Raw genomic sequence first — 26,763 nt, forward strand, 5'->3', positions numbered from 1 at the left:
CTGAAAGCGTGTCACAACTGGCCGCTCGGCAGTAGTTGCGGGTTTAGCGCTTACCGGGCCGACGGGCTCCCTTGGCGATGCCCAGACCCTTCACCGGGGGCTCGTCACCCACGACCCGGGACTCGTCACCGGATCCGTTAGAGCTCGGCGCCGCCGCTGCGGGCTCGGCCTCGGCCGGCGCGGGGGGCTCGGCAGCCTCGGCGGCTTCCGGGACCTCGGCCGGCTCAGGGGCAGCCGCGGGCTTGGGCGCCGCGGCCTTCTTCGCCCCGGGGCGACGGGCGCCGGCGGCGATACCCAATCCGACGACGGGCGGCTCGGGCTTGGACTCCTCTAGCCCCATATCCGAATCGGCGGTGTCCTGCTTGGCGCCTGCCTCGGCCTTGTCCGGGTCGACATTGGGCGGCTGGGTCACCGTCGGCTCACCCTCATTCGGTGCGGCCTTGGCCGGGGCGGCCTTCTTGGCCCCCGGACGGCGAGCGCCCGAGGCGATACCGAGCCCCTTGACCTCGGGTTCGGGCTTCGCGGGCTCGGCCGGTGTCGACTCCGCCGGGGCTGCGGCGGGTGCCGATGCCGCGGGTGCGGCCTTCTTGGCGCCCGGACGCTTGGCGCCGCCGGCGATGCCCAGACCCTTGACCGGAGCGGCGGTCTCGGCGGCCGGAGCCTCCGCCGTGGAAGCCGATGCCGCGGGTGCGGCCTTCTTGGCGCCAGGGCGCTTTGCGGCACCGGCGATTCCGAGCCCCTTGACGGGCGCGGCGGCGGCCGGAGCCGCTGCCTTCGCAGGAGCTGCCGTCTCTTCGGCGACCGCCTCCGCTTCGGCGACCTCTTCGACCGCAGGCGCGGCGGCGGCCTCTGCCTCGGCTCGCTTCTCGGCGAGCTCGGCCGACCACTTGGCCGCGGTGCCCTTCTCGGGCAGCGTGTAGAGGCTGGTCTCCAGTGAGGCCAGCAGCAGCTGTGCCACGTCGAGCACCTCTGCCTTCTCCCGATCGGATGCGGTGGCGACCTCGTCGACACCGTCGGTGATCATGACGCGGCAGAACGGGCAGCCGGTGGCGATGGCCGAGGCACCGGTGTCCAGCGCCTCCTCGGTGCGCTCCTGGTTGACGCGCTTGCCGATGTGCTCTTCCATCCACATCCTGGCGCCACCCGCACCACAGCACAGGCCGCGGTCGGCGTGCCGGGGCATCTCGGTGAGCTTGGCGCCTGCCGCGCCGACCAGCTCACGCGGCGCCTCGTACTCCTTGTTGTGGCGACCGAGGAAGCAGGGATCGTGGTAGGTGACATCCTGGCCGACGGGGTTGATCGGGATGAGCCGCTTCTCGCGGACCAGGCGGTTGAGCAGCTGGGTGTGGTGCACGACCTGGTAGTCGGATCCGAGCTGCGGGTATTCGCGGTTGATCGTGTTGTAGCAGTGCGGGCAGGTCACGACGACCTTGCGCTTGGCGGTCTCGACACCCTCGAACAGCTCGTTGATGGTCTCGACGTTCTGCGCGGCCAGCTGCTGGAACAGGAACTCGTTACCCGCGCGGCGGGCCGAGTCGCCGGTGCAGGTCTCACCGGTGCCGAGCACCAGGAACTTCACACCCGCGGTGGCCAGCAATTCGGCGACGGCCTTGGTGGTCTTCTTGGCGCGGTCCTCGTAGGCGCCGGCGCAGCCGACCCAGAACAGGTACTCGAACCCGTCGAAGGACTCCACGTCCTGGCCGTAGACCGGGACGTCGAAGTCGACCTCGTCGATCCAGTTGGTGCGGTCCTTGGCGTTCTGGCCCCAGGGGTTGCCCTTGTTCTCCAGGTTCTTGAACAGCACACCGAGCTCACCGGGGAACTCGGATTCGACCATCACCTGGTAGCGGCGCATGTCGACGATGTGGTCGATGTGCTCGATGTCCACCGGGCACTGCTCGACGCAGGCGCCGCAGTTCGTGCAGGACCACAGCACGTCGGGGTCGATGACGCCGCCCTGCTCGGCGGTGCCGACCAGCGGGCGCAGCGCCTGCTCGGGGCCGGAACCCTCGATGCGCGCGAAGCCGTCCTCGGGCACACCGTGTCCGTGCAGGCTGTCGCCGAGCTCGGCGAAGTCGACCGAGCCCTCCTCGGGCATGGGCTTGCCCTCGATCAGGTAGGGCGCCTTGGCGAACATGTGGTCGCGCAGGTTCATGATGACGAGCTTGGGCGACAGCGGCTTACCGGTGTTCCAGGCGGGGCACTGCGATTGGCAACGTCCGCACTCGGTACAGGTGGTGAAGTCGAGGTAGCCCTTCCAGGTGAAGTCCTCGATCTTGCCGCGGCCGAACACCGCGTCGTCGGCGGGATCGTCGAAGTCGATCTTCTCGCCCTTGTGCTCCATCGGCAGCAGCGGGCCGAGGCCGTCGGGCAGCCGCTTGAAGGTGACGTTGATGGGCGCCAGACCGATGTGCAGGTGCTTGGAGTGCAGCACGATCAGCAGGAACACCAGCATGACGCCGATGTGGCCCATGAGCGCCAGCGTCTCGATCCACATGTTCGCGGTCGCACCCAGCGGGGCCAGCAGCCAGGCCACACCGTCGGAGAGGAACGCGCCGCTCTGGTAGGGGAACTCTTCGCCGAGCACGTTCACCGCGGCACCGCGGAACAGTGCGTAGGTCGCGATGACCAGGAAGATCATGAACAGGATCTCCCAGGCGCCACCGGTGTGCGAACCGTAGAACCGGGATTCGCGTCCGATCTTCTTGGGCTCGCGGGCGATACGGATGATCGCGAAGGTGACGATGCCCAGGAACACCATGAGCGCGAAGAAGTCCTGCAGGAAGCCCAGCACGGCCCAGCGGCCGACGAACGGGATGTGGAACTCGGGGTCGAACAGGACGCCGTAGGCCTCCAGGTACACCGTGGCCAGGACGAAGAAGCCCCACATCGTGAAGAAATGCGCGATGCCGGGGATGGACCACTTGAGGAGCTTCGACTGGGCGAAGACTTCCTTGTTCTGGTTGAGGAAGCGGCGGACGAGATCGTCTTTGCGGCCGCGTTCGTCGCCGAGCTTCTGGCCCGAACTGATCAGCTTGGTGAGCCACAGGACGCGCTTTGCAGCAAACACCAACACGACGGCGGTCATCAGCAGTCCGAGGATCAATCTGCTGATTTCGAGAGTGTGCTGCACGGCGTGCCTCCCAGTGGTTTTTAGTTACTAGCCGGTAACTTGAGTGCGGTTACTCATGGGTAACTTAGGCTAGTTGCCTGCTCATAGTTACATCACCAAAGTTGGCGCCGCTAGCAAGGCTGTCCTAACTAGTTGGTTGGCTATCTTGAGAGCCGTCCGGCTCGATCGCTCAGGCGGGCGTTCCGAGCAGCGCGCGCAGCATCGACAGCATCTCCGAACGGGACTCCGCACCAAGCCGGCGACGGATGCGGGCGACGTGATGCTCGACGGTCTTGGCCGAGATGAACAACTGGCTGCCGATATCGCGGTAGGGCATACCGAGCAGAAGGAGTTCGGCCACCTCGCGCTCGCGGTCGGACAGCGTCGACGACGCCGTCGGGCGGGCCGGCGCGGAATCGGGTGACGCGGCCGGATCGGTGCCTGGCACTGGGCCGTCGGGTCTGTGGGCAAGATCACCGTCGGATTCGTCCGGGTCGGCCATGGTGATCTTGAGATCACGGGCCAGTTGCAGCATCAGCCCCGAGATCCGTGGATCCGGGGTCTGTAGTGCCGCCTGACTCGCCAGCCGCGTCGCATCCCAGGTGAGTCCGAACTGCGCCAGGCCGTTGGCGGCCGCGGTGACCTCATCGACATCGACCTGATTGGCCAACACCCGAAGCCAGGTACGGCCCGCCGACGCGAGCGCACGGGCGAACGTGCTGCGCGGCGCCGCCGTCGTCAGCGCGTGCCCGTGTGGTGCCACGGCGTCGGGGGAGTTGGACAGGATGCCGGCATGCACGCCCGCCCAGTGCAACGGCACCGACCACAGCACCGGTTTGCCGAGGCGATCCAGCAGGTCGAACGCGGTGTCGACGTGATGCTGAACCTGGTCGACCAGGCGTAACCGGGCCGCCGCCACCCACAGCTCCCCGAGCGGCAGCAGAGAGTAGAGGTCCAGCGAGTACTCCGAGAGCACCTCCATGGCCGCATACCAGTGCTTCTGCACCCCGCCGCTGTCACCGTTGCGGCGCGCGATCGCGGTGCGCAATGCCGCCGCCCACAGCGCGTCGCGGCGATGCAATGTCGCACCGTCGGTCGCGGCGACCTCGGCGGCCGCCCCGGCCAACCGGCCGTCGAGCATCCGGGACCAACCCCAGATCAGTCGATGCCGATGGGCGGTGAAGGGTTCGGGATGTGCGCGCGTCGCCCTGCCGATGACGCTGCGGGCACGCACGGCGTCGCCACCGTGCAACGCGGCGAGGGTGACCAGCGCGGACGGGCTGTCCGGGATGACGACCGATATCGGGTTGTCGGCCGTGACAGCTTGGCTCAACGTGGCGATCGCGGTCGGATACGGCGCCGTCAGCGACTCGAGTAGGCCCTCGGCGAGCCGGCGCGATGCCCGCGCGGTCGAGGTCGGCGGTCCGGCGTCCGGTATCTCCACAGCGGCACGCGCCGCCGAGATATCGCCGGAACCGATCGCCACCACCGCCGCCGCCGATCCGACGACGGCGTCGGGATATGGGCCCAGCCAGGCGAACACATCGGCAGCCTGTGCGGCGCCACCATCGTGGACGGCGACGCTGGCCGCGACCCGGACCGCGGCGGCGCGCTGGACCGGATCGGTCGCGGAGAGCAGTTCGTCGGCCAACCGCGCCGCGGCCGCGCAGTCCCCGGTGAGCGCGAGCGCGTCGGCGAGTTCGGCACTGAGCTCGGTCGAGCCGGCGTCGGCGGCCGCGCGGTACAACCGGGCCGCCTGCGCCGATTGGTTGCGGTGGACTGCGGCCAGGTCCGCCAGCGCCGCAGCCAATTGCGGATCTCGCAGCCCGTGCTCGGCCATGGCGAGAGCCAGATCGACTGTCAGCGTGGACAGCTGGACCTGGGTGCGCAGCAATGACAGTTCGAGGTCGTGATGGCGAGCGGCGCCGACGATCTCGGCGGCCGCGCGATGCACGGTGCTGACGAAACCACGGTGCCTGCCGGCGGCGAGCAGACCGCCGGCGTGCGCCTCGTCGACCAACTGCCGGGCCGGATCGATGTCCAGGCCCAGCGCCGCGGCGATGTCATCGGCCCCCAGGCCGGACGTCAGCGAGCACAGCAGCAGGGTGTCCAGGACCGGTTGTGGCAGCTGGCGTAGCCGTTCCAGCAACGCGAAACGGGCCGAATCGGCCGGCGCGCGGTGCGGGGCGGACACCGCCGCGCTCACCAGGAACGGCAGACCGGCGGTCGCGGCCTGCACCGCCGCGACGAACCCCGGGTCGGGCGCGGCGCCGGTCCGTTCGGCCGCGATGCGGTGGATCTCGGCTCCTGACCACGGGCCGAGCGCGACCGGGGGTCCCTCTCTGGTGAAGGCAATGCTCAAGGCGCGCAGGGAATCCCGGTGGGTCGACAGCTCACAGGCCACCACGACGGTGCGATCGGTGTCGGCCGCGAGCTCGGTCAACACGGCCAGCTGGCCGTCGTCGAGGAGGTGTGCATCGTCGATGATCACGGCGCCGGAAACGGCTTCCCTGGCCTGCGGGACCCGGCTCAGCACGGGAACCCCGGCACTGCGCAGCGCGGTGCGCACCGTGCCGAGCAACGTCGTCTTACCGGTGCCGATCCCGCCGGTGACCAGCATCCGAACCGGATCGGCCGGTGCCTGCAGCAGCGCCGGGATCACGGTCGGACTAGGCGGCGCCGTCTATGACGGGATCCACCGGCTCGGGCGCCGGCTCGGGCGCCGGTTCGGGGGCCGGGGCCGCTGTGGTGGTGACGACCGGCTGCGTGGTGGTCACCGGCGGCTGGGTGGTGGTCACCGGTGGAGTCGTCGTCGTGGGCGGCGTCGTGGTGGTCGTGGTCGTCGTCGTGGTGGTCGTCGTTGTCGTGGTGGTGGTCGTGGTGGTCGTCGACGACGTGGTGGACGGCGTCGTCGTCGTGGTGCTGCTGGACGGGGGCGGCGGTGGCGGCGGGATCTCCGAGGTGGTGACGACGCCGTTCTCACCGGTGACGGTGACCGTTTGGGTGGTCTGCACCGGCTCGGTCGAGAAGCTGGTCGCGGTTTCGGTGACCGGACCGCTGGGGCCGCTGTTGCCGGTCAGCGTGACCGCCAGCCCGCCGACGGCCAGCAGTGCCGCGGCGGCCGCGGCGCCGAACAGCAGCGGTGGCCGCTTGTACCAAGGCAGTGGGGCCGGTTCGGCGGGGTAGTCGTCCTCACCGGTGGCGAACTCGAGCTGCGGGCGGGCATCGGTAGGGCTTGGCGTGTAACCGGTTTGATAATCCGGCCCCTGATACGGCACGGGCTCACCGGTGGGGGCGTCCTCGTCTTGGGACCAGGCCAACCCACCCGACGGTCCCTCCTCGGCCGGGGGCGCGGCGCCGGCCCAACCCATCGTCGGCGCCATCCCGGTCGGTGCCGAATCCGGCGATGCCGCCGGGGCCAGCCCGGTCGCCGCACCGGCCTCCGACGCCAGGTCGGCCACCAGTGCCGCACCCGCGGCCACGCCGGCGGCGGCCAGCGGCGCGGTGCTCACCGGGGCCTGCAGACGTTCGGAAAGCCGCTGCGTGACAAGCGGAATGGCCGCACCGCCACCGACGGTCGCGACCGCTGAGATGTCACCGGGGCCGATGTTGTTGTGCTGCAACAGCTCGTCGATGGCGCCGAGCAGGCCGTTGAGCGGGGCTTCGATGAGCTGCTCGAGCTCGGATCGGGTGACCCGGACCTCGGAGCTGAATCCGGGCAGTTCGGCCGGGATCGCGGTCGCCGTTTCGGCGGACAGCCGCTCCTTGGCGCGGCGGCATTCGTCGCGCAACCGGCCCAGCGATCCCACGGCCGCGGTTCCGGCCGGGTCCGCCGCGCCGGCGTCGGCGATTCCGTTGATGACGTGATTGAGCAGTGCCTGGTCGATCTGATCGCCGGAGAACTCCGGGTAGCGCAGCGTCGCGCCGATCGGGGCGAGCTGGGCGCCGGCGTCGGCCAGCGTCACGCTGGTGCCGCTGCCACCGAGATCTACGAGGGCGACAACGCCGGAGGACGGCAGATTGCCGGAGGTGCGCAGACCGGCAAGTGCGGCAATGGAATCCGGCACCAGTGCGGCATTGGCCAGGCCCGGCTTGCTGCGCAACGCCCCCTGCAGAGCGGCCACCACATTGCCGGACCAGTGGGCAGGGACCGCGATGGTGATCGGATTGCCGCCGCCGACCGTGTGGGCCATCGCGTCGAGTGCCTCGGCGAGCACCTGTTCGCCCCGGTGCGAGGAGCCGTCGGAAGCGACCAGCGGAACCGGGTCGCCGACCCGGTCGACGAACCCGCCGAGCACCAGGCCCTGGCCGCTCAGGTTCGGGTTTTCGCTCGGGACGCCCACCTCGGGGGCCCGGTCGGTGAACACGGTCAGCACGGACCGTCGGGTGACCGGCGCCCGACCCGCGCGGGCCGCCACCAAATTGGTCGCCCCGACGGACAATCCCAGCGAGTCGCTCATGGAGCGGCCCCTCCCTTGTCTTTGCTCATCAGTCCTGCCACACCTTATCGGCTGGGATCCCGCCGAAGCGGTAATCCCCCTAACGTGTCGAAACCCCTAATGGGCGATCCCCTAATGGGCGATGTCGGCGGGTGGGTTCAACACCGATCTCGTGGACCGCCGTCGTGGATAACATCGGTGCACGAGCGTCAGATGTAACGGACTTCAGGGACGGGGATTCATGAGTAACTCGCTGCTCGACTTCGTGATGGCGGTGGTGCGTGACCCCGATGTCGCGGCCAGCTACGCCGCCGACCCCACCCAGGCGATCGCCGATGCCGGGCTGACCGACGTCACGATCGCCGATGTGAACCAGCTGATTCCGGTGGTCAGCGAGACCGTGGCTCCCGCCGCGGACGCCAACGTCTGGGCCACGGGTGCGGCGACCGCGGCGTTCGACGCCTTCGGGATCGACGATGCGGTCCCCACAACGGTCGATGACCTGCACCATCTCGATATTCCCTCCGTGGTCGACACGGCGCCGGAGATCCACGATGCCGGTTCCACCCTCGACGACGTGTTCGCAAGTCAGGATCTTCCGGTGAGTCCGGTGATCGTCGACGAGCCGGTCGCCGATCCGGTGTTCGAACCGATCGACACCGACTGGTCGGTGCCCGAGCAGTCCGTCGATCCCGAGCATCACGACTTTCACAGCTTCGACTGATCCGTAGAGGACGAGCCCGCCCACAGCCACTGTGGGCGGGCTTTTTCTTGTGCAGATGCCGATCCCCGGAGGTATCCCCTAATCCCCTAATGGGGGCGTCCCCTAGACCCCTGTACGGGGTTCATGGGGGAGGGGAATCAACCCCGTTTCCGGGGCGTCGGCGGGTCCATAACGTTGTCTTCAGTTCGCCGGACCATCCAGCGACAGGAACAAAGCCTCCTGAGCCAAGATCGAGAAAGGCACCGAAATGACCACCATCATCGACTACATCCTCGACCTGTTCCGCAGCCCCGACGTGGCCGGCGCCTTCATCGCCGACCCGGAGCAGGCGCTGCGCGATGCCGGTCTGCCCAACGTCACCGCGGCCCAGCTGCATGCCGTCGCCGCCACCGCCGCCCCGGCCGGTGTCGCCCTCGGGGGCGGGGACCCCATCCTCGGCCTGCAGCGCGCGGTTGCCGATCACCACAGCCTGGCCAACTCGTTCGCCCCGGTGTACGCCCCGCAGCGCACCTTCGCCCCGGAGACCGATATCGCCAGCCACAACCGCACCAACGCCGAATTCCTCAGCCCGGACCAGAGCTCGGGGGCCAACTCTCAGGTCGGCGGCTTCAACCTGGGCTTCGGCGACATCACCTTCGGCAACAAGACCGCCAACACCGCCACCGACGGCGGCGTCGTGGTCGACGGCAACAACGCGGGCACCGTCACCACCGGCAACGGCAACGTGGTGGGCGACGAGAACGTCACCGGCAAGGACATCGTGGTCGGCGACGACAACATCACCGGTCACCACAATGTGGTCGGCGACGAGAACGTCACCGACAACTCCGAGGTCGACGTCAAGACCGGTAACCACTCCCCGGTCATCGTGGGCAGCGAGAACGAGGTGCATGACAACTCGCAGATGGCCGGCGACGACATCATCTCCGGCAACAAGGGCCCGGTGCTCAACGATGTCGACACCAGCGGTGGGCACGGTGGCGGCGCGGTGGCCGGTGGCGGTCTGCTCGGCGGCGGCAGCGCCGCCGGCGGTGACGGCGGCAGCGGTGGCGGCATCACGATCGTCGACAACTCCGGTGTCCTCGACAACAGTGCCGACCACACCCTGGTCGACAATTCCGAGCACACCTCGGTCGACAGCTCGGTCGACAACTCGGTGGGCATCCACACCAACATGGACACCCACGTCGAGACCAACGTCGACGCCGGACTGTTCTGAACGAACCCTCCACCGAGAACTGGCGGGGACCGCTTCTGGTCCCCGCCAGTTCGCACGCCTACCGTTGACGCCCAGGAGGAAACCCGGATGACGACGAACGCGCCGACGAGCTCAGATCCTCGCAAGACGAAGGTCATCATCGAGCTCATCGACCACACCACCAGAATTGCCGAGCTCTACGAGCGCACTGATCTGGTGGCACGGCTGCGCGTCGCCAAGGACAAGATCGCCGATCCGCACATCCGGGTCGTCATTGCCGGGCAACTCAAGCAGGGTAAGAGCCAGCTGCTGAACTCCTTGCTCAATCTGCCGGTCGCCCGCGTCGGTGACGACGAGAGCACCGTCGTGGCGACCGTTGTCTCCTACGCCGAGGAACCGTCGGCTCGACTGGTCCTCGCGGGACCGGCCGGGCTGGAATACGCGCCCATCGAGATGGCCGACCTCAAGAAGGACCTGCGGCGCTTGCCGGTCGCACTGGGCCGGGAGGTGCTGCGCGCGGAGGTGGGCGCACCCGCGCCGATGCTCAAGAACGGCCTCACCTTCATCGACACCCCCGGCGTGGGCGGGCATGGGCAGCCGCACCTTTCGGCGACGCTGGGCCTGCTGCCCGATGCCGACGCGGTGTTGATGGTCAGTGACACCAGCCAAGAGTTCACCGAACCGGAGCTGACGTTCATCCGGCAGGCCGTCGAGATCTGCCCGGTGGCCGCCGTCATCGCCACCAAGACCGATCTGTACCCGTACTGGCGCGATATCGTCGGCGTCGACACCACCCACCTGGGCCGCGCCGGCGTCCAGATCCCGGTGATCCCGGCAAGTTCGGTGCTGCGCGGGCATGCCATCAGCCTCAATGACAAGGAACTCAACGCCGAGTCGAACTTCCCGGCCATCATCTCGTTCCTCTCCGAGAAGGTGATGTCACGTGAGACCGACCGGATCCGCGATCATGTGGTCACCGAAATACGGGCCGCCGCAGAACATCTGCGGCTCTCGATCGATGCCGAACTGGCCGCGCTGGACGACCCGGCCACCCGCGAGAAGCTCACCGCCGAACTGGAACGTCGCAAGCAGGAAGCCCAGGATGCCCTCCAACAGACCGCATTGTGGCAGCAGAGGCTCAACGACGGTATCGCCGACCTGACCGCCGATATCGACCACGATCTGCGAAACCGATTCCGCCACATCACCGCTCACACCGAGAAGGTCATCGACGGCTGCGACCCGACCCTGCACTGGGCCGAGGTCGGTGCCGAGCTGGAGGATGCCGTCGCCACGGCCGTCGGTGACAACTTCGTCTGGGCCTACCAGCGCGCCGACGCCCTGGCCGCCGAGGTGGCCAGGCTCTTCATGGAGGCCGGCCTTGACGCCGTCGAACTACCCCAGGTCAGCGCCCGCGATATGGGCGCCGGGTTCGGTGAGTTCAAATCGCTGGCACGCCTTGAGTCCAAACCGATCAAAGCGGGCCACAAGGTGGTCACCGGTATGCGCGGCTCCTATGGCGGCATCCTGATGTTCGGCATGCTGACCTCGTTCGCCGGCCTCGGCATGTTCAACCCGCTGTCACTGGGTGCGGGATTCTTGTTGGGCCGCAAGGCCTACAAGGAGGACATGGAGAACCGGATGCTGCGGGTGCGCAATGAAGCCAAGACCAATGTGCGCCGCTTCGTCGACGATGTCTCCTTCGTGGTGAACAAGGAGTCCCGGGACCGCTTGCGCGCCATCCAGCGTCAGCTGCGCGATCATTACCGCAGCATCGCCGACCAGACCAGTCGGTCACTCAACGAGTCGCTGCAGGCCGCCCTGTCCTCGGCCAAACTCCAGGAGGCCGAGCGCGACACCAGGATCAGGGAACTGCGCCGTCAGCTCGACATCCTGCGTCAGGTGATCGAGAACACCGACAAGTTGGTGGGCGGGTAGTCACTAAGCTTGTCCGGGTCATGAGCACCAGCGATCACGTCCGCGCCATCCTGGCCGGTACCGTCAACGCCTACCGGGCCGATCCCGCCTATCGGAACCGGCCCGATGTGCATGCCGAACTGGATCGCATCGGGCGCCGGCTCAACCAGCCGATGCGGATCGCGCTGGCAGGCACCCTCAAGGCAGGTAAGTCGACTCTGGTCAATGCCCTCGTCGGGGAGGACATCGCCCCGACCGACGCCACCGAGGCCACCCGCATCGTGACCTCGTTCCGGCACGGACCCACTCCCAAGGTGACCGCCAATCATCGCGACGGCCGCACCTCGAATGTGCCGATCACGCGGGCCACCGAGGACGGGCAGCGCGGCCTGACCTTCAGCTTCGCCGGGCTGGACGCGGGCGATATCGAGGATCTCGACGTCGCCTGGCCGGCCGCCGAACTCATCGACGCCACCATCATCGACACGCCCGGTACCTCCTCACTGTCCCGCGATGTCTCCGAGCGGACCCTGCGCCTGTTGGTGCCCGAGGACGGGGTGCCGCGCGTCGACGCGGTGGTGTTCCTGCTGCGCACCCTCAACGCCGCCGATATCGCGCTGCTCAAGCAGATCGGTGAGCTCACCGGCGGTGAGACCGGTGCGCTGGGCGTCATCGGGGTTGCCTCCCGCGCCGACGAGATCGGCGCCGGACGTCTCGACGCCATGTTGTCCGCGCGCGAGGTTGCGACCCGGTTCACCGCCGAAATGGACAAGACCGGCATCTGCCAGGCGGTGGTTCCGGTCTCCGGACTGCTCGCGCTGACCGCGCGGACCCTGCGGCAGAGCGAGTTCGTCGCACTGGAGAAGTTGGCGGCAATGGAACCAGCCGACCTGACCAAGGCGATGCTCAGCGCTGATCGATTCGTCCGCGAGGACGACTCGCTGCCGGTCGACGGCGCGACCCGAGCGGCCCTGCTGACGCGGTTCGGGATGTTCGGACTGCGGATCTCCATAGCGGTCCTGCGGGCCGGTATCAGCGATTCGGTCGCTCTCGCCGACGAACTGCTGGAGCGCAGCGGCCTGATCGCGCTGCGCGATGTCATCGACCAGCAGTTCGCCCAGCGTTCGGACCTGCTCAAGGCGCACACCGCGCTGCTGTCGTTGCGGCGCTTCGTGCAGGTCAACCCGATCTATGCGGCCCGGCAGATCCTTGCCGACATCGACCCGCTGCTTGCCGACACGCACGCCTTCGAGGAGCTTCGGCTGCTGAGCCAATTACGTTCGCGCCCAACGACCTTGACCGATGACGAGATGGCCTCGCTGCGCAGGCTGATCGGGGCGGCGGGCACCGACGCGGCCAGCAGGCTCGGGTTGGGGCCGCTGGCCGGCGGCCTCGGATCCGACGACGGGCCGCGTGCGGCGTTCGCTGCCACCCAGCGGTGGCGCCGCCGGGCCGAGCACCCGCTCAACGACCCGTTCACCGCGCGGGCCTGCCGGGCCGCCGTGCGCAGCGCGGAGGCGCTGGTCGCGGAGTTCCACGCGCTGGGCCGTTAGGGAGCCGGGATCGGGTACAGCGTCCTGGTCTCGTTCTGCCGGTTGCGCCGGGTGGTGGTGGTGGTTTCCTCGTCGTCCTCGTCGTCGTTCTGCCGGGTTCGCTCGGTGCGGGTCCGCTCGCGGGTGGTCGTGGTCGTCGTGGTGGTCGTCTCGCTGGTTTCGGGTCCCAGGATGTCGCTGGTCTGCGGCGGCACGTAACTGCTGGTCGGCGAGGTCGAGCCGGTGGTGGTGGCCGATGAGGTGCCGCTGTCGTCGGTGAAGGTCGGCGTCACGTACTCCGGGGGCGGTGCCGGGGTGTTCACCTGGCGGACCAGCGTCATCGTGAGCCACACGACAAGGCCGATGGCAAGCAGCGCCGCCACGCTCGCGGCGAGCAGGGTGGGCGTTCGCTCATGCCATTTGGGATCGCCCGTCACGGCCACCGATCGTAGCGGTGTGTCAGTCCAGCTGCCCGATGACCTCGGAGGCGAAGAACTCCAGGTGATCCAGATCCGACATATCCAATACCTGCAGGTAGACCCGCTGCACCCCGGCCCGGGTGAAGGCACCGAGCTTGTCGACGATCTCGGCAGGGGTGCCGACGACCGGCGAATTGCCCCGCATCTCGTCCAGTTCACGCCCGATCGCCCCGGCCCGACGCGTCAGCGCGGTCTCGTCGGCGCCGGCACACAACACGAACGCCGCCGAGTACACCAGTGACTCCGGGGCGCGGCCGGCGGCGGCGACCGCGGCGGCCACCCGGTCGAACTGGGCCGTCAGATCCTCCAGCGAGGCGAACGGGATGTTGAACTCGTCGGCAAAGCGTGCGGTCAACGCCGGCGTCCGCTTGGGGCCGGCGCCACCGATGATGATCGGCACCCGCTGCTGTGCGGGTTTGGGTAGCGCAGGGGAGTCCTTGACCGTGTAGTGGGTGCCGGCGAAGTCATAGATCTCACCGACCGGTGTGCCCCACAGGCCGGTCAGGATCTGCAACTGCTCGGTCAGTCGATCGAAGCGTTCACCCAGTGGTGGGAATGGGATGGCGTAGGCCTGATGCTCGGCCTCGAACCAGCCTGCACCGATGCCGAGTTCGACCCGGCCGCCGCTCATCTCATCGACCTGCGCCACGGAGATGGCCAGCGGACCCGGATGGCGGAAGGTGGCCGAGGTGACCATGGTGCCGAGCCGGATGGTGGAGGTTTCCCGCGCGATACCGGCCAGGGTGACCCAGGAGTCGGTGGGACCGGGCAGCCCGTCACCGGCCATCGCCAGGTAATGGTCGGACCGGAAGAACGCCGAGTACCCCAGCTGTTCGGCGGTGCGGGCCACCGCGAGTTGGTCGGCGTAGGTGGCGCCCTGCTGTGGTTCGACGAAGACCCGGAAATCGATGCTGGACATGGTTTCCACCCTAGCCCGCGGCCATCGGTACGACGCAGACCATGACGCTCTGAAGATCAGGCCGGGAATCTGGTCCAGGCATGTGTGGTGGGGCCGCGGAAGTCCTCGTAGCAGGCGGCGGCCCGTAGGAGTTCGGCGTCCTCGAACGGGCGCCCGATGAGCTGGAGTCCGATGGGAAGTCCGTCGTCCGTCGCCGGCGACACCGGTACGGATACGGCGGGAAACCCGGTGAGGTTGGCGGGAGCGCACAGCCGCACGTAGGCGTCGGTGACCGTTTCGGCGGTGCCATCGGGCCAGTGGATGGTGTCCTGGTCTTTTCTCGAGGCGAGGGCGGGTACCGTCGGCGCCGCCACCAGGTCCACCTCCGTGAGCAGCGCGGCCCATGACTGCCGCATCGAAGCCTGCGCCCGTTGGGCGCTCAGGTAGTCCGTCGCGAGCATCAACTCACCCGCCTCGAGCAGGGTGCGGACATCATCGGAGTACAGCTCGGGGTGCTGTCGAAGGGATTGCTGGTGGTAGCCGGCGGCTTCGGCGACCATCAGGCCCCATTGGGTGGCCTTGATCAGGTGCGTGTCAGGAATGTCGACGTCCACCAGGGTCGCCCCGAGTGCGGCGAGCCCGTCGATGGCCGCGCGGACCTGAGTTTCCACCTCGACGTCGACGTGTTCGAAGAAGTAGTTCTTCGGGATTCCGATCCGGACACCGGTGAGTCCATTCGCCGGGTCGGCAGGGTCGTGGCGAGCCAGCGCACGGAGCATCAGTTCGGCATCCGCGGCGGTTCGGGTCAGGGTTCCGACGTGGTCCAGTGACCCCGACAACGGAATCATGCCGCGTCGCGATATCAGCCCGAAGGTGGGCTTGAGGCCCACGATTCCGCACAACGCCGCGGGGATTCGGACCGATCCTCCCGTATCGCTACCGAGGGCGGCAGTCGCCATCCCGGTACTCACCGCGATGGCCGAACCACCGCTCGACCCGCCGGCGAACCGATCGTCTGACCAAGGGTTCGCACTCTGTGGGGTGGTGGTGCCGTAGGCGAACTCGTGGGTGTGGGTCTTGCCGACCGAAATGCCACCGGCAGAGAACATCTCGGTGATGACTGCGGCATCGGTCGCCGGTATGTTGGCTGCGAGAACCGCGGAACTCGCGGTGGTCGGTACACCCGCGATATCGATGACATCCTTGATCGCCATGGGAATTCCGTGCAGCGGGCCGCGGTGCCGACCGGCCGTGAGCTCGTCCTCGACACGCTGTGCTCGGCGTCGAGCGTCATCGGCGGTGACTGTCACGAAGGCCGAGACATCTGCATCCACGCGATCGATCTGGGCGAGCACGGAGTCGACGAGTTCGATCGGCGAGAGCGTGCGCGTCGAGATGGCCTCTGCCGCTGCGCTCAGGTCGAGCTCATAGGGCTGCATCGTCGGATCCCCGATCTGTTGCGACGAACTCACCGAAGTCGATCTCGCGAAGAGGTGCAATGACTTCCCGGACGGCGTTGACCGCTGCGGTCACCGCGTCGAGCCGGTCGGGCGGTAACGGTAGGCCGGCGCTGCGCGCGAGCGCTTGAACGTCTTTCCGCGACAACGGAATTGGGGCGGTCGTCATGCGTCAGCCCTCACTGTCTGCCGGTGAAAGGACGTATCCGGTGTCACCGCTGCGGATGTATCCGCCGGTGGGCGAGGTGAAGTGGGTCCCCAGCAGCAAGGTAGGGGTGTCGACCAGGCTCGCCAATTGGGTCGCGCGAGTGCGCAGGGCCAGTGCCGGATCGATATCGACGGCGCACTCCAAGCAGGGGTGGGCGAGTTGGATCGGATGATGCAGGAAGTCTCCGGTGATGAGCGCCGATGCACCACCTGAGGTGATGCGCACCGAACGATGTCCGGGGGTGTGTCCCGGCGTCGGAATCAACTGCACACCGTCGGCGACATCGAGTTCGTCGTGTTCCAGCAGGCGCAGCAGGCCTGCGTCGCGAACCGGGTCCACAGAATCGGCGAACATCCGATACTGGTCCTCGCTGAGGCGCGCCGTCGTCCAATATTCCCATTCATCAAGCGCCACAAGGTATTCAGCGTTGGCGAACGTCGGCACCCACGCCGAGCCCGATCGCATGGTGTTCCACCCGACGTGATCGCGGTGAATATGAGTGGTCAGAACCAGATCGACCGTGCCGGGATCGATTCCGGCATCGCAGAGACGTTGCAAGTAGTCGGTGTTCAGGTCGTTCCAGGCGGGATTGTCCCGGACCTTGGCGTTGCCGATCCCGGTGTCGACGACGATCCGAGTGCCCGAGATGTCGATGACGAAGCTGTGTACCGCTAGCCTGATATCGCCGTTCTGGTCAACCGAAGAGCTGTCCAGCCAGGTCTGCCCCGACACGATATCGGGTGTCGCGCCGGGCAGTAGCCAACGGCCCTGACCCTCGAGGGTGGTCTCGTCGATCCTGGTGACCAGCGCGTCACCGATTTTCCACTGTGCCTTGGTCATCGGGTGCCTCCGCTGGTCGCTTCCACATCTTCGGCGACAATGTGCCGACTGCGCGTCCAGGTGCGCTCATCGGCCAGCTCTTCGGCGAGTCGCCGCGAACATGCGGCGAGCATCCGTTCGCCCTTCTCGGCGGTCGCGGATCTGGCATCACCGGCGACTCCGGTGGCGGTGATCTCCTCGAAGCTTCGCCACAGGGAGACGGGCACGGGGTCGGAGAGCAGCGCGCAGTCCGGTCCGTGAGCGTCGACCAGTCGTTCGGTGACGACGAGGTCTCGGTGGGCGGCCAGCATCATCGACGTCTCGCCTTCGCAGGCGTGCATGATTCCGCTCTGCCTGTCGAGGATCCGTGCGAACTCGTCGGGCGTGGCGTTCACGTAGGTGGTGACGGCTATGGCGCCCGGTAGTTCGTCGGCCAGTTCGGTGAGGATCGCCGAGAGGGCGGAGATGTTGCCGCCATGGCCGTTGACGATCGCTATCCGCTGGAAGCCGGCTCGCAGAATCGACCCGCAGATGTCACGCAGGAGGGCACGGTAGGTGCCGAGGCTGAGGGTCTGGGTGCCGCCGAAGTGCATGTGGTGCGTGGAAAGTCCCCACGGCACGGCCGCTGCGACGACCGCGCCAGGGATCGGATCGAGGAGGTCCGCGATCCGCAGCGCCACCTCGTGAGCCAGCAGGGTGTCGACACCGGTCGGCAGATGCGGACCGTGTTGTTCGATCGCGCCGACCGGCAATAGGGCGAGGGCGCCGGCCCGGGCCTTTTCGCGTAGGCGCGGTGCCGTCATGTGATGCCACTCCGATTGCATGAGCTGCCTCCTCGTTCAGTTGGACTGTACAGTACAGTCCAATCGAATACGAGGGGTGCGGATCCGAGGCGAGCTCTGTTCTTTCAGGGGGTCGGTTGGTAGCGGGCCAGGAAGGTCAGCACAGCCTCGTCCACCACCGTCGCCGCATCGGGTAGGGCGGCGGTTGCCTCGCCGATGTTCATCACCCGCGGCCAGAGCAAGAGCTCCTGGATGAGCCCGAAGAATTGGTGCGCCGCGAGCTCGGTCGAGGGGCAGGCCAATTGGCCATCGGCGACCAGCGCATCGAGCCGGCCGACGAGGCTGCGAAGCAGTGGGGCCTTTCCCACGCGGTAGAACTCTTCGGCGATCCAGGGTGAGTGCCTGGACTCTGCGATGACGAGTCGGATGAAGTCGATCTGATCGGTCGAATCGATGAAATCGGTGATACCTGAGGCGAATTCGCGTAGCGCAATCTCGGCGGGTGGATGGCTGTCCGCTGATGGGTCAGTGTCGAGGGCGCGCAGCTTGTCCCAGTGTCGCGTCAGCATGGCACGAAAGAGTGCCTCCTTGCTGCCGAAGTTGTTGTAGAGCGTCTGGCGGGCTACGCCGGCGTGTTTGGCGATCTTGTCGAGGTTCACTCCGGCATATCCGTGCCGGAGGAAGAGCGTCTGCGCCGCGTCGAGAACGGCGGCAGGCGTCTGCGGACTCGACCGGTCGGCGGAATCAGATGACGTGACCATTGGGCTGGACGGTACAGTACAGCGCGGGCGTGCAGGTCTAAAGTCCGCGGCGGGCGGCTTTCACGGCGGCGACGATGTCGGCGTCCCCGGTGAACTCCACCCGCACGGCTTCGCGACCGGCGGCGAACAACAGCAGTTCGCCGGGCTCGCCGGTGACGGTCACCGGGGCGCCCTTGCCCGCGGTGGTCAGCACGGTTCCGTCGGGGGTGGCCAAGGACACCTTCGCCGGCGACTTGGCCAGCGTCATCTTGGCGAACGAGCGGACCTGCTTTCGCAGTGCCGCCGTTGTGGACTCATCGAGAACCCTTGGCTCCCAGTTCTTTCCCGCCCGCCGCACATCCTCATGGTGGATGAACATCTCGGCGACGTTGACCAGCGGATCGAGAAGTTTGAACGGCGAATACAGCGGCGGCCCGTCGGCAACCTGACCGAGTAGGTCGTGCCAATCGGTGGAGGCGGTCACCTGGCCCTGGACCCGGGCGGTGTAATCGGCCAACTGTGGGATCAGGATTCCCGGTGCGGCATCGAGGCGGCGTTCCCGAACCACCAGATGGGCGGCAAGATCGCGGGTGGTCCAGCCCTCGCACAGGGTCGGCGCATCGGGGCCGGCGGCACGCATGGTGTCCACCAGTGCGGCCCGTTCTCTGCGGGCAATGCTCATAGCGGTCGGCCGTTCATCAGTACGTCTCCACACCCTCGATCCGGACGAACATCCCATGCCCGGTTCCGTCGTTGGTGAAACGGGTGCCGTCCTCGGTGGCGACGATCGTCCAGCCGAGCGCGGTGTAGGTGCGGTAGTCCAGTTGCACGGTCGGGATGTCGCCGAGATTTCCCGTCAGCCAGGTGACTTCCCCCGCTGCGGTGATGTTGACCCCGTTGGCGGGGAACCCGTCGACCTCCGGGGAGTTCTCGAACTCGGCCTCGCAGCCAACCGCCCGGTCGGAGATCTGGCAGCGCGTCTGGCCCGATTTCGTCTCGATGTATACGTAGCCGTTCTGCGGGGCCAGGTTCTCTCCGCCCGGCGGCACGGTGACCGGCGGCGGGGCCGGGGCCGGGGTGATCGGCGACTGGGTGGGCGTGGTGGTGGTGCGGTCCGGGCGCGAGGTGGGGAAGTCCGGCTCGGTGCCGGTGGGTCCGGCACCGACCGGGCGGCCGTCGGTGCTGTCCGAACAACCACCGATCAGCAGCGCCAGAGCGATGCCGCCGCTGCCGAACCACAGCGCTGTCCGTTTCGCCCCACCCGTCACACCTGCGAGGCTACCGTCGCGACGCGGTTACAGGTGCAGGGCGTGCCGGACGAGCTGGGGTAGTGCGCTCACCGCGGCAGGCTCGTTGCCGAAGTTCTCGATCAACACGACCTGGAGTTCGCCGACGACACCGCCGAGGATGGCGCCGACGGCGATCATCGTCGGCTCGTCGTCCTTGAACACCGGCCGCAGGATGGACTCGTACTCCTCGTTGGTGAGCTGGCCCATCTTGTCGATGATGGTGTTCTCCAGATCGAGGGTCTTCATGGCGTAGTCCTGCGCCTCCACCAGCGTGGTGGGCAGTCGCTCCAGCACGACCTGAACCAGGCTGTCCTTCAAGGCGTTGTAGCGCTGGGTGCCTACGGCGAGTTTGACCAGTGGGGTGGCCACCCCGGTCTGGGCGTCGATCGCCGCGCTGACCTCCTTGCCGACCAGGCTGAACAACTTGTCCGCGCCAGGTCCGCGCAGCACCCCGTCGAACAGGATCTCTGGGGAGAAAAGATCATCGGCCAGGATCCGGGCGTAATCGCGGGTGACCTTGTCGCGCTGGGCGTGCAGCAGTCCTTGGAAGGGGATGAAGCCCAGGTACTTCTTCGGTTCGATCGGCCGGAACAGCATGTTCAACGCGATGTAGTCGCTGATGAAGCCGACACCGAAACCGAACGCCGGCATGATCCACGGGTTCTGGAACAGCGCCCAGGCGATCATCTGCACGACACCGATGACCAGGCCGAAATAGATGCCGCTGCGCCGGACGAACGCCATCGCGTCATCGCCCATCCCGCGCATCAGCTTGTTGAGCTTGTCCTTGTTGCGCACCAGCGTGGTGACGGCGAGGAACTGGATATCGACGAAACGCGGTAGGTCGGCCCGCATCTCGTTGAGCAGTGACTCCACCACCCGGGGGGTCTCGTCCTGGATGCGCTTCTGGATGGCGCGCCGAGCCGGGTCGGGCAGGGCGTCCCACAGGCCGGGCCGGATCTGCTCGGCGACCTCGCGGGACACCTCGTCGATGGCCTCGGTGAGTGGTTCACGCAGTGCTTCGACCGCTTCCCTGGCATCGACGCGTTCGAGCAGCTCCTCGGGTTTGAGGAGGTTCTGGGTGAGCAGTTCGATGGTCTTGGAGCCGACCTTGCCTGCTCGTCGCGGGACGATACCTTGCCAACCGAACGGCCCGATTCCTCGGAATTCCATTGGCCGGTAGAGCATTTCGACCGCGACGATCTTGGTGCTCCAGCCGACGAAGGCGGCGACGAACGGCATCGACAAATAGATGAACCAGTTGACCTCGAAGTCGGCGGTGATCTCCCGCCAGGACTGGATGGCGAGCAGGGTCTCGTTAGCCATCGGCGACGGCAGCCGCCCACAGGCCCATGCCGAGCGTGGAGAGGCTCAGCGAGAGCTTCTCCGTCCTGGCGATCAGCGGACCCTTCGATGCACCCTTCACCGCCTTGAGCACCATCGGTTCGGCCATCAGCACCTCGTAATCGGCTTTCTTGGACGGGTCCTCCGGACCGGTCTCGACAAGACCAAGGGATAGCAGATGATCGACGTACTGCGGGACCATATGGGGAAGTGCGACATTCGCGGTGCGTCCGATGAGGCACGCATTCTGCAGGACGACCTGGTTGCGCGACCGGCTGTAGATGTTGACCAGCGGCGAGGATGTCCCGTCCGACAGCGCGCCGATGATGCGGGCCTCGTCGGCCACCAACTGGTCCAGCAGACGGTGGTAGAGCTCCTGTTGGCTGCCGGCGGTGCTCTGGTCCAGGGCGCGGTCCAGCAGGCGACCCAGTTTGGTGTGCAGCGAGTCGTGCGGGGAGGCCTCGGGTTGCGGCAGCGGTCGCGGGGTGGGCTCGACGGCGTCCAGGCGGTTCTTGACGTAGGTGACGACCTGCTCCTCGCCCCACGCGGCGAGCTTGAGACCCGTCTTGGCCGCGTCCACGGCACGGTCGGTGAGCCCCAGCGGGTCGAACCACTTCGGCACCACCGGCTGTTGTTTCGGGGTGCGCACAGCGATCGCGATATCGCCCAGGGGGGTGGAGAAGCGGAACCCGCGCCGGTTGAAACCGTTGCGCTTGACCGGCGCCTTGTCGGTGACGACTCCCTCGGCAGGCTGGGGCTGCTCGTCGGGCTCGGGAAGTTCGGGGATCTCCGGCGGCTCGGGGTCGCTGTCGATCACGTGTGCAGGCGGCACGTCGACCGGGACCTGCACCGGGTCGTGATGCGGAATCTGCTCTCTCACCTGTGACCGAACCCCCAATTGCGCGCAACGGATACCGCAGGTTACCGGCTGCGCCGATATCCGTGGCAGGTGCCGTCGTGAATTGGGATCGGTGGCCGCACCGATGCCATCGGATGGCAGCACGAGCAGAGCGATGTTGTCATTGCCGGTCGCGGTGGCCGTGTTGCTCGCCGGCTGCACATCCCGGACCGCCACGCGAGAAGAGCCCGCGGCCCCGGTGACCGTGACCGTGCCTGCGGTGGCTACTCCCGAGCCGGTCCAGTCAGAGCCGGTGATGTCAGACCCGGTGCTCGGCCCGTGTGCCGATACCGACCTGGTGGTCTACAACCGGCCCCTGGAATCGCAGGGCTCCGAGTACCGCTTGGTGCTGCAGTTCGAGAACGTCACGTCCAAGCCGTGCACGCTGCAGGGGTACCCGGGGGCGGACATCGTCGACGCGGATCTGCCGGTGCAGCACGTCGCACGTCGCGAGCAGATCGCGGCACCTCTGCTGACGTTGCAACCCGGCGAGATCGCCACCGCCGACCTGCAGGCCAGCGATGTCGTGCGCGACACCGGGACACCATGCGGCAGGTGGGGTCAGGTCGTCGTCATCGCCCCCGGCACCTTCCAGGAACGGCACCTCAATGTCGGGCTGCCGATGTGCAGCGCGCTGATCAGTGCCGTGACCTGAGGTAGCGTGGTAGTGACCAAAGTTAATAGTTCGGTCACTACGAAAGGTGCGGCCATGCCCCGTCCGCGTGTCCCCGACCGTCGCGAGCGTGTCCTGGCCGCAGCCCGTGATCTGGCCCTGACTCAGGGCTGGTCAGGCACCACCATCGCCGAGATCGCCGCCCGCGCGGGCATCGGCAAGGGCGCGGTCTACCTCGAATTCCCGGACAAACCGGCGATCCTGTCGGCCGTGCTGACCGGGCGCATGCGTGCTCTGACCGCCGATGTTCATCGCCGCGTGCTCGCGGCCGACGGCCTGGTCGACCTGCCCACGGTGTACCGCTTCGGGGTCGAGTCGATCCTGGCCGATCCGTTGATGCGGGCCATGTATCTCGGCGATGAGGCCGTCCTCGGCGACCACGTGCGCGGCGTCTCCGACGATCGCTATACACAGCGCTTCACGTGGCTGGCCGACTATGTGGTCGCCCTGCAGAATTGCGGACTGATCGACCCGCGAGTGGCCGTCGACCCCCTGGTGCGGATGCTCGGCGTGTTCACCATCGGCCTGCTGAACGGGCCCGAAGCTACCGACGACCAGCTGCGCGACACCGTCGCGACCTTCGCGGATCTGGTCGGGCGGGGCCTGGCCACCGGAGACCCGGTCGACCCCGAGGCCGCTCGGCGGGCGCAGCTGGTGCTGCTGGACCGCTTGGAATTGCAGCTGCGGCAGTTGGAGGCGCTCTAGATGAGGCATGTCGACATCACGGTCAGCGGTGGCCCGGTGCGGGTGTACGTGGCCGGCGATACCGGCCAGGTGCTGGTGCTCCTGCATGGAGCGATGCTCGATACCGGCCTGGGAGTGTGGCACGACGTCATCGCCGACCTGGCCCGCGACCATCGGGTGTACGTCGTCGACCTGCCACGGCATGGCGCCAGCCGACCATGGCGCGGCACCCTCGACGATCGGTTCTTTCGCCGCTTCGTGGGAGATTTGCTCGACGAGCTCGGGCTGCAGCGGGTGGCGTTGATCGGCCTGTCGCTCGGCGGCGGGGTGGCCACCGGGTTCACGTTGGAGCACCCCGGCCGTGTCGAGGCGCTTGTCGCGATCGGTCCCGGGGGTCTCGACGCGGTGCGCCCTTACCAATTCCTGACCTGGGCCTGCATGCGGACGCCGGGATTGCTGCGGGCGAGCAGCTGGTTACTGGCCCGGTTCCCGGCGCTGGTTCGATCGTCGCTGGCGGCGAGCCTGACCGCGGGTACGGACACCCCGGGCTTCGACCGCATCGTCGCGTCGGCGTTCGAGGAGGCCCGGGCGAAGAACCGCCACGGCGAGCGTGCACTCGACGACTGGCAGGTCCAGGCCTACGGGCCGCGGACGATGCGGGTCTACCTGACTCCCGAACTGCACCGGCTGGCCGTCCCGACACTGTGGATTCGCGGCGGCGACGATCCGTTGGTCCGTGCCGAGGTGCTGGACGAGGCGCACCGGCGGACACCGGATTCGCAGTTGGTGACCATCGCCGGGGCGGGCCACATCGTCACCTATGACCGACCTGCCGAGTTTCTCCGCGTGCTGCGCGAGTTCCTGCGCCCGCGCCGAGAGTGACGTTTCGGCTGCTCAAGGCGCCGTCGCAACGACCCAAGCGTCACTTTCGGCGACCTGGGCGCGTCCGGGAACAAATCCCGTCGGCGCCGACGTTGACCAATTCGACAACAACTTGAGTGAATAAGGCTCAACTTCTACTTGACAGGGTGAACCGGTCGGGTGCAGGCTTGAGTGAGGTTCACTCAGATCCTATTCAAGCCAAACAGGAGGCAATGAACTATGGCTCGTGCGGTCGGTATCGACCTCGGGACCACCAACTCCGTCGTCGCAGTGCTGGAGGGTGGCGACCCGGTCGTCGTCGCCAACTCAGAGGGCTCCCGGACCACCCCGTCGGTCGTCGCGTTCGCGCGCAACGGCGAGGTGTTGGTCGGCCAGCCCGCCAAGAACCAAGCGGTCACCAACGTCGACCGCACCATCCGCTCCGTGAAGCGGCACATGGGTAAGGACTGGACCGTCGCCATCGACGGCAAGGACTACACCCCGCAGGAGATCAGCGCGCGGACGCTGCAAAAGCTCAAGCGCGACGCCGAGGCCTACCTCGGTGAGGACATCACCGACGCCGTCATCACGGTGCCCGCGTACTTCAACGACGCCGAGCGGCAGGCCACCAAGGAAGCCGGCCAGATCGCCGGCCTCAACGTCCTGCGCATCGTCAACGAGCCCACCGCGGCCGCCCTGGCCTACGGTCTGGACAAGGGCCAGAAGGAACAGACCATCCTGGTCTTCGACCTCGGCGGCGGCACGTTCGACGTGTCCCTGCTGGAGATCGGTGACGGTGTCGTCGAGGTGCGCGCCACCTCCGGTGACAACCACCTCGGTGGCGACGACTGGGACGACCGGATCGTCGAATGGCTGGTCGACAAGTTCAAGAGCACCAGTGGCATCGACCTGACCAAGGACAAGATGGCCATGCAGCGGCTCCGCGAAGCCGCCGAGAAGGCCAAGATCGAGCTGAGCTCCGGACAGAGCACGTCGATCAATCTGCCCTACATCACCGTCGACGCCGACAAGAACCCGCTGTTCCTCGACGAGCAGCTCACCCGCGCCGAGTTCCAGCGCATCACCCAGGATCTGCTGGACCGCACTCGTGCGCCGTTCCAGCAGGTGATCAAGGACGCCGGTATCTCGGTCGGCGAGATCGACCACGTCGTGCTGGTGGGTGGTTCCACCCGGATGCCCGCGGTCACCGATCTGGTCAAGGAACTCACCGGCGGCAAGGAGCCCAACAAGGGCGTCAACCCGGACGAGGTTGTCGCCGCGGGTGCCGCGCTGCAGGCCGGTGTGCTCAAGGGTGAGGTGAAAGACGTTCTGCTGCTTGACGTCACCCCGCTGTCCCTCGGTATCGAAACCAAGGGTGGCGTGATGACCAAGCTGATCGAGCGCAACACCACCATCCCGACCAAGCGCAGCGAGACCTTCACCACGGCCGATGACAATCAGCCCTCGGTGCAGATCCAGGTGTTCCAGGGTGAGCGCGAGATCGCCTCGCACAACAAGCTGCTCGGCTCCTTCGAGCTGACCGGTATCCCGCCGGCCCCGCGCGGCGTGCCGCAGATCGAGGTCACCTTCGACATCGACGCCAACGGCATCGTGCACGTCACCGCCAAGGACAAGGGCACCGGCAAGGAGAACACGATCAAGATCCAGGAAGGCTCCGGCCTTTCCAAGGAGGAGATCGACCGGATGATCAAGGATGCCGAGGCGCACGCCGACGAGGACCGTCAGCGTCGCGAGGAAGCCGACGTCCGCAACCAGGCCGAATCGCTGGTCTACCAGACGGAGAAGTTCGTCGCCGAGCAGCGCAGCGCCGAGGGTGGATCCAAGGTTCCCGAGGACACCCTGGCCAAGGTCGACTCCGCCATCGCGGAGGCCAAGACCGCACTCGCCGGTACCGATATCGCGGCCATCAAGTCCGCGATGGAGAAGCTGGGCACCGAAAGCCAGGCTCTGGGTCAGGCCATCTACGAGGCCACCCAGGCAGAACAGGGTGCCGGCGGCGATGCGGGTTCCCAGCAAGCCGATGACAACGTCGTGGACGCCGAGGTTGTCGAGGATGACCAGGAGCGCAAGTGAGCCAGACCGATTCGCATGAAGAGCCGGTGACCATCACCGACAAACGGCGTATCGATCCGGACACCGGCGAAGTTCGTGAGCAGGAGCCGAACCCTCAGGACAATCCTGAGGGCTCGGCGCCCGCCGAGGCTGCCGGTGGCCCCGGAGCCGCCGACGAGAAGGTCGCCGAACTGACCGCCGATCTGCAACGGGTGCAAGCCGAATTCGCCAACTACCGCAAGCGGGCGTTGCGCGATCAGCAGGTCACCGCCGACCGGGCCAAGGCCGGCGTGATCACCCAGCTGCTGGGCATTCTCGACGATCTGGAACGCGCTCGCAGCCACGGTGACCTGGAATCCGGTCCGCTCAAGGCGGTTTCGGAGAAACTGGTCACCACCTTGGAGGGACTCGGATTGAGCAGCTTCGGCGCAGAGGGCGATGCCTTCGACCCGTCGCTGCACGAAGCGGTCCAGCATGAGGGTGACGGGTCGGCCCCGGTGGTCGGCACCGTCATGCGTCGCGGATACAAGGTCGGTGACGTGGTGGTGCGCCACGCAATGGTCGGAGTGGTCGACACGGTCGAGAATGCTGACTCCGGCAATGCCCAACCTGCACAATCAGAAGACTAGCCAGCGA

Annotated in this window: 22 protein-coding genes; 9 read left to right on the forward strand and 13 right to left on the reverse strand. The window is 67.3% G+C overall.

Translation table 11 applies throughout. From position 1 onward, the window contains the following. Positions 1-43: 43 nt before the first annotated feature. The 3 genes from PGN27_RS16970 to PGN27_RS16980 all read right to left on the reverse strand — a co-directional run bounded on the left by PGN27_RS16970 (position 44) and on the right by PGN27_RS16980 (position 7,572). A complete protein-coding gene (locus tag PGN27_RS16970) occupies positions 44-3,088 on the reverse strand; it encodes a heterodisulfide reductase-related iron-sulfur binding cluster (RefSeq protein WP_335328755.1) in 3,045 nt (1,014 codons plus the stop codon). Between the two features lie 214 nt (positions 3,089-3,302). Next, positions 3,303-5,774 (reverse strand): isoniazid response ATPase/transcriptional regulator IniR, encoded by a 2,472-nt coding sequence (iniR, locus tag PGN27_RS16975; protein ID WP_335327165.1) that lies wholly within the window; start codon positions 5,772-5,774, stop codon positions 3,303-3,305. Between the two features lie 7 nt (positions 5,775-5,781). Further along, positions 5,782-7,572, reverse strand: coding sequence for an Hsp70 family protein (locus PGN27_RS16980; RefSeq protein ID WP_335327166.1), 1,791 nt, complete (start codon positions 7,570-7,572; stop codon positions 5,782-5,784). Positions 7,573-7,792: 220 nt separating this feature from the next. Here PGN27_RS16980 and PGN27_RS16985 point away from each other — a divergent pair, with 220 nt between their 5' ends. The 4 genes from PGN27_RS16985 (at position 7,793) to PGN27_RS17000 (ending at position 12,943) form a co-directional block, all read left to right on the forward strand. Then, positions 7,793-8,275, forward strand: a complete 483-nt coding sequence (locus PGN27_RS16985; RefSeq protein WP_335327167.1) for an Rv0340 family IniB-related protein — start codon at positions 7,793-7,795, stop codon at positions 8,273-8,275. A gap of 247 nt (positions 8,276-8,522) precedes the next feature. After that, positions 8,523-9,494 (forward strand): IniB N-terminal domain-containing protein, encoded by a 972-nt coding sequence (locus tag PGN27_RS16990; protein WP_335327168.1) that lies wholly within the window; start codon positions 8,523-8,525, stop codon positions 9,492-9,494. An 87-nt stretch (positions 9,495-9,581) separates the two neighbouring features. Continuing rightward, positions 9,582-11,411, forward strand: coding sequence for a dynamin family protein (locus PGN27_RS16995; RefSeq protein ID WP_335327169.1), 1,830 nt, complete (start codon positions 9,582-9,584; stop codon positions 11,409-11,411). Positions 11,412-11,431: 20 nt separating this feature from the next. Further along, entirely contained in the window at positions 11,432-12,943 is a 1,512-nt protein-coding gene (locus tag PGN27_RS17000; RefSeq protein WP_335327170.1) for a dynamin family protein, read from the forward strand. Here PGN27_RS17000 and PGN27_RS17005 read toward each other — a convergent pair. The 10 genes from PGN27_RS17005 to PGN27_RS17050 form a co-directional block, all read right to left on the reverse strand. Then, positions 12,940-13,359 (reverse strand): hypothetical protein, encoded by a 420-nt coding sequence (locus PGN27_RS17005; protein ID WP_335327171.1) that lies wholly within the window; start codon positions 13,357-13,359, stop codon positions 12,940-12,942. The two genes, PGN27_RS17000 and PGN27_RS17005, sit on opposite strands and share 4 nt — an antisense overlap. 22 nt (positions 13,360-13,381) lie before the next feature. Beyond that, a complete protein-coding gene (locus PGN27_RS17010) occupies positions 13,382-14,320 on the reverse strand; it encodes an LLM class F420-dependent oxidoreductase (RefSeq protein WP_335327172.1) in 939 nt (312 codons plus the stop codon). Between the two features lie 56 nt (positions 14,321-14,376). Then, entirely contained in the window at positions 14,377-15,771 is a 1,395-nt protein-coding gene (locus tag PGN27_RS17015; protein WP_335327173.1) for an amidase, read from the reverse strand. Positions 15,772-15,928: 157 nt separating this feature from the next. Then, positions 15,929-16,804: an MBL fold metallo-hydrolase gene (locus PGN27_RS17020; RefSeq protein WP_335327174.1), complete on the reverse strand. Its 876-nt coding sequence runs from the start codon at positions 16,802-16,804 to the stop codon at positions 15,929-15,931. Further along, positions 16,801-17,586 (reverse strand): creatininase family protein, encoded by a 786-nt coding sequence (locus PGN27_RS17025; RefSeq protein WP_335327175.1) that lies wholly within the window; start codon positions 17,584-17,586, stop codon positions 16,801-16,803. The genes PGN27_RS17020 and PGN27_RS17025 overlap by 4 nt, the downstream gene beginning before the upstream one ends. A 104-nt stretch (positions 17,587-17,690) precedes the next feature. Continuing rightward, positions 17,691-18,326: a TetR/AcrR family transcriptional regulator gene (locus tag PGN27_RS17030; RefSeq protein ID WP_335327176.1), complete on the reverse strand. Its 636-nt coding sequence runs from the start codon at positions 18,324-18,326 to the stop codon at positions 17,691-17,693. Between the two features lie 37 nt (positions 18,327-18,363). Then, complete coding sequence (locus tag PGN27_RS17035) at positions 18,364-18,987, reverse strand: TIGR03085 family metal-binding protein (RefSeq protein WP_335327177.1); 624 nt, start codon at positions 18,985-18,987, stop codon at positions 18,364-18,366. 16 nt (positions 18,988-19,003) lie between these two features. Then, on the reverse strand, positions 19,004-19,573 hold the full coding sequence (locus PGN27_RS17040) for a hypothetical protein (protein WP_418888609.1): 570 nt from the start codon (positions 19,571-19,573) through the stop codon (positions 19,004-19,006). Between the two features lie 27 nt (positions 19,574-19,600). Then, a complete protein-coding gene (locus PGN27_RS17045; protein WP_335327178.1) occupies positions 19,601-20,920 on the reverse strand; it encodes a DUF445 family protein in 1,320 nt (439 codons plus the stop codon). Further along, a complete protein-coding gene (locus PGN27_RS17050; RefSeq protein ID WP_335327179.1) occupies positions 20,913-21,818 on the reverse strand; it encodes an Abi-alpha family protein in 906 nt (301 codons plus the stop codon). The genes PGN27_RS17045 and PGN27_RS17050 overlap by 8 nt, the downstream gene beginning before the upstream one ends. Before the next feature lie 133 nt (positions 21,819-21,951). Between PGN27_RS17050 and PGN27_RS17055 the strand changes: the two genes are divergently transcribed. The 5 genes from PGN27_RS17055 (at position 21,952) to grpE (ending at position 26,756) form a co-directional block, all read left to right on the forward strand. After that, positions 21,952-22,491 carry a DUF4232 domain-containing protein gene (locus PGN27_RS17055; protein WP_335327180.1) on the forward strand — a complete coding sequence of 180 codons (540 nt, stop codon included), beginning with the start codon at positions 21,952-21,954 and terminating at the stop codon, positions 22,489-22,491. Positions 22,492-22,545: 54 nt separating this feature from the next. Beyond that, the gene (locus tag PGN27_RS17060) at positions 22,546-23,214 is read left to right on the forward strand and encodes a TetR/AcrR family transcriptional regulator (RefSeq protein WP_335327181.1); all 669 of its coding nucleotides are present in this window, start codon (positions 22,546-22,548) and stop codon (positions 23,212-23,214) included. Beyond that, entirely contained in the window at positions 23,215-24,075 is an 861-nt protein-coding gene (locus tag PGN27_RS17065; RefSeq protein ID WP_335327182.1) for an alpha/beta fold hydrolase, read from the forward strand. It abuts the gene before it with no gap. A gap of 219 nt (positions 24,076-24,294) precedes the next feature. Continuing rightward, positions 24,295-26,148: a molecular chaperone DnaK gene (gene dnaK, locus PGN27_RS17070; RefSeq protein WP_030136960.1), complete on the forward strand. Its 1,854-nt coding sequence runs from the start codon at positions 24,295-24,297 to the stop codon at positions 26,146-26,148. Then, positions 26,145-26,756: a nucleotide exchange factor GrpE gene (grpE, locus tag PGN27_RS17075; protein ID WP_213448238.1), complete on the forward strand. Its 612-nt coding sequence runs from the start codon at positions 26,145-26,147 to the stop codon at positions 26,754-26,756. Before dnaK ends, grpE begins: the two co-directional genes overlap by 4 nt. Positions 26,757-26,763 lie beyond the last annotated feature (7 nt).

Origin of the sequence: Mycolicibacterium neoaurum, from assembly GCF_036946495.1 — a bacterium.
GTDB lineage: Bacteria > Actinomycetota > Actinomycetes > Mycobacteriales > Mycobacteriaceae > Mycobacterium > Mycobacterium neoaurum_B.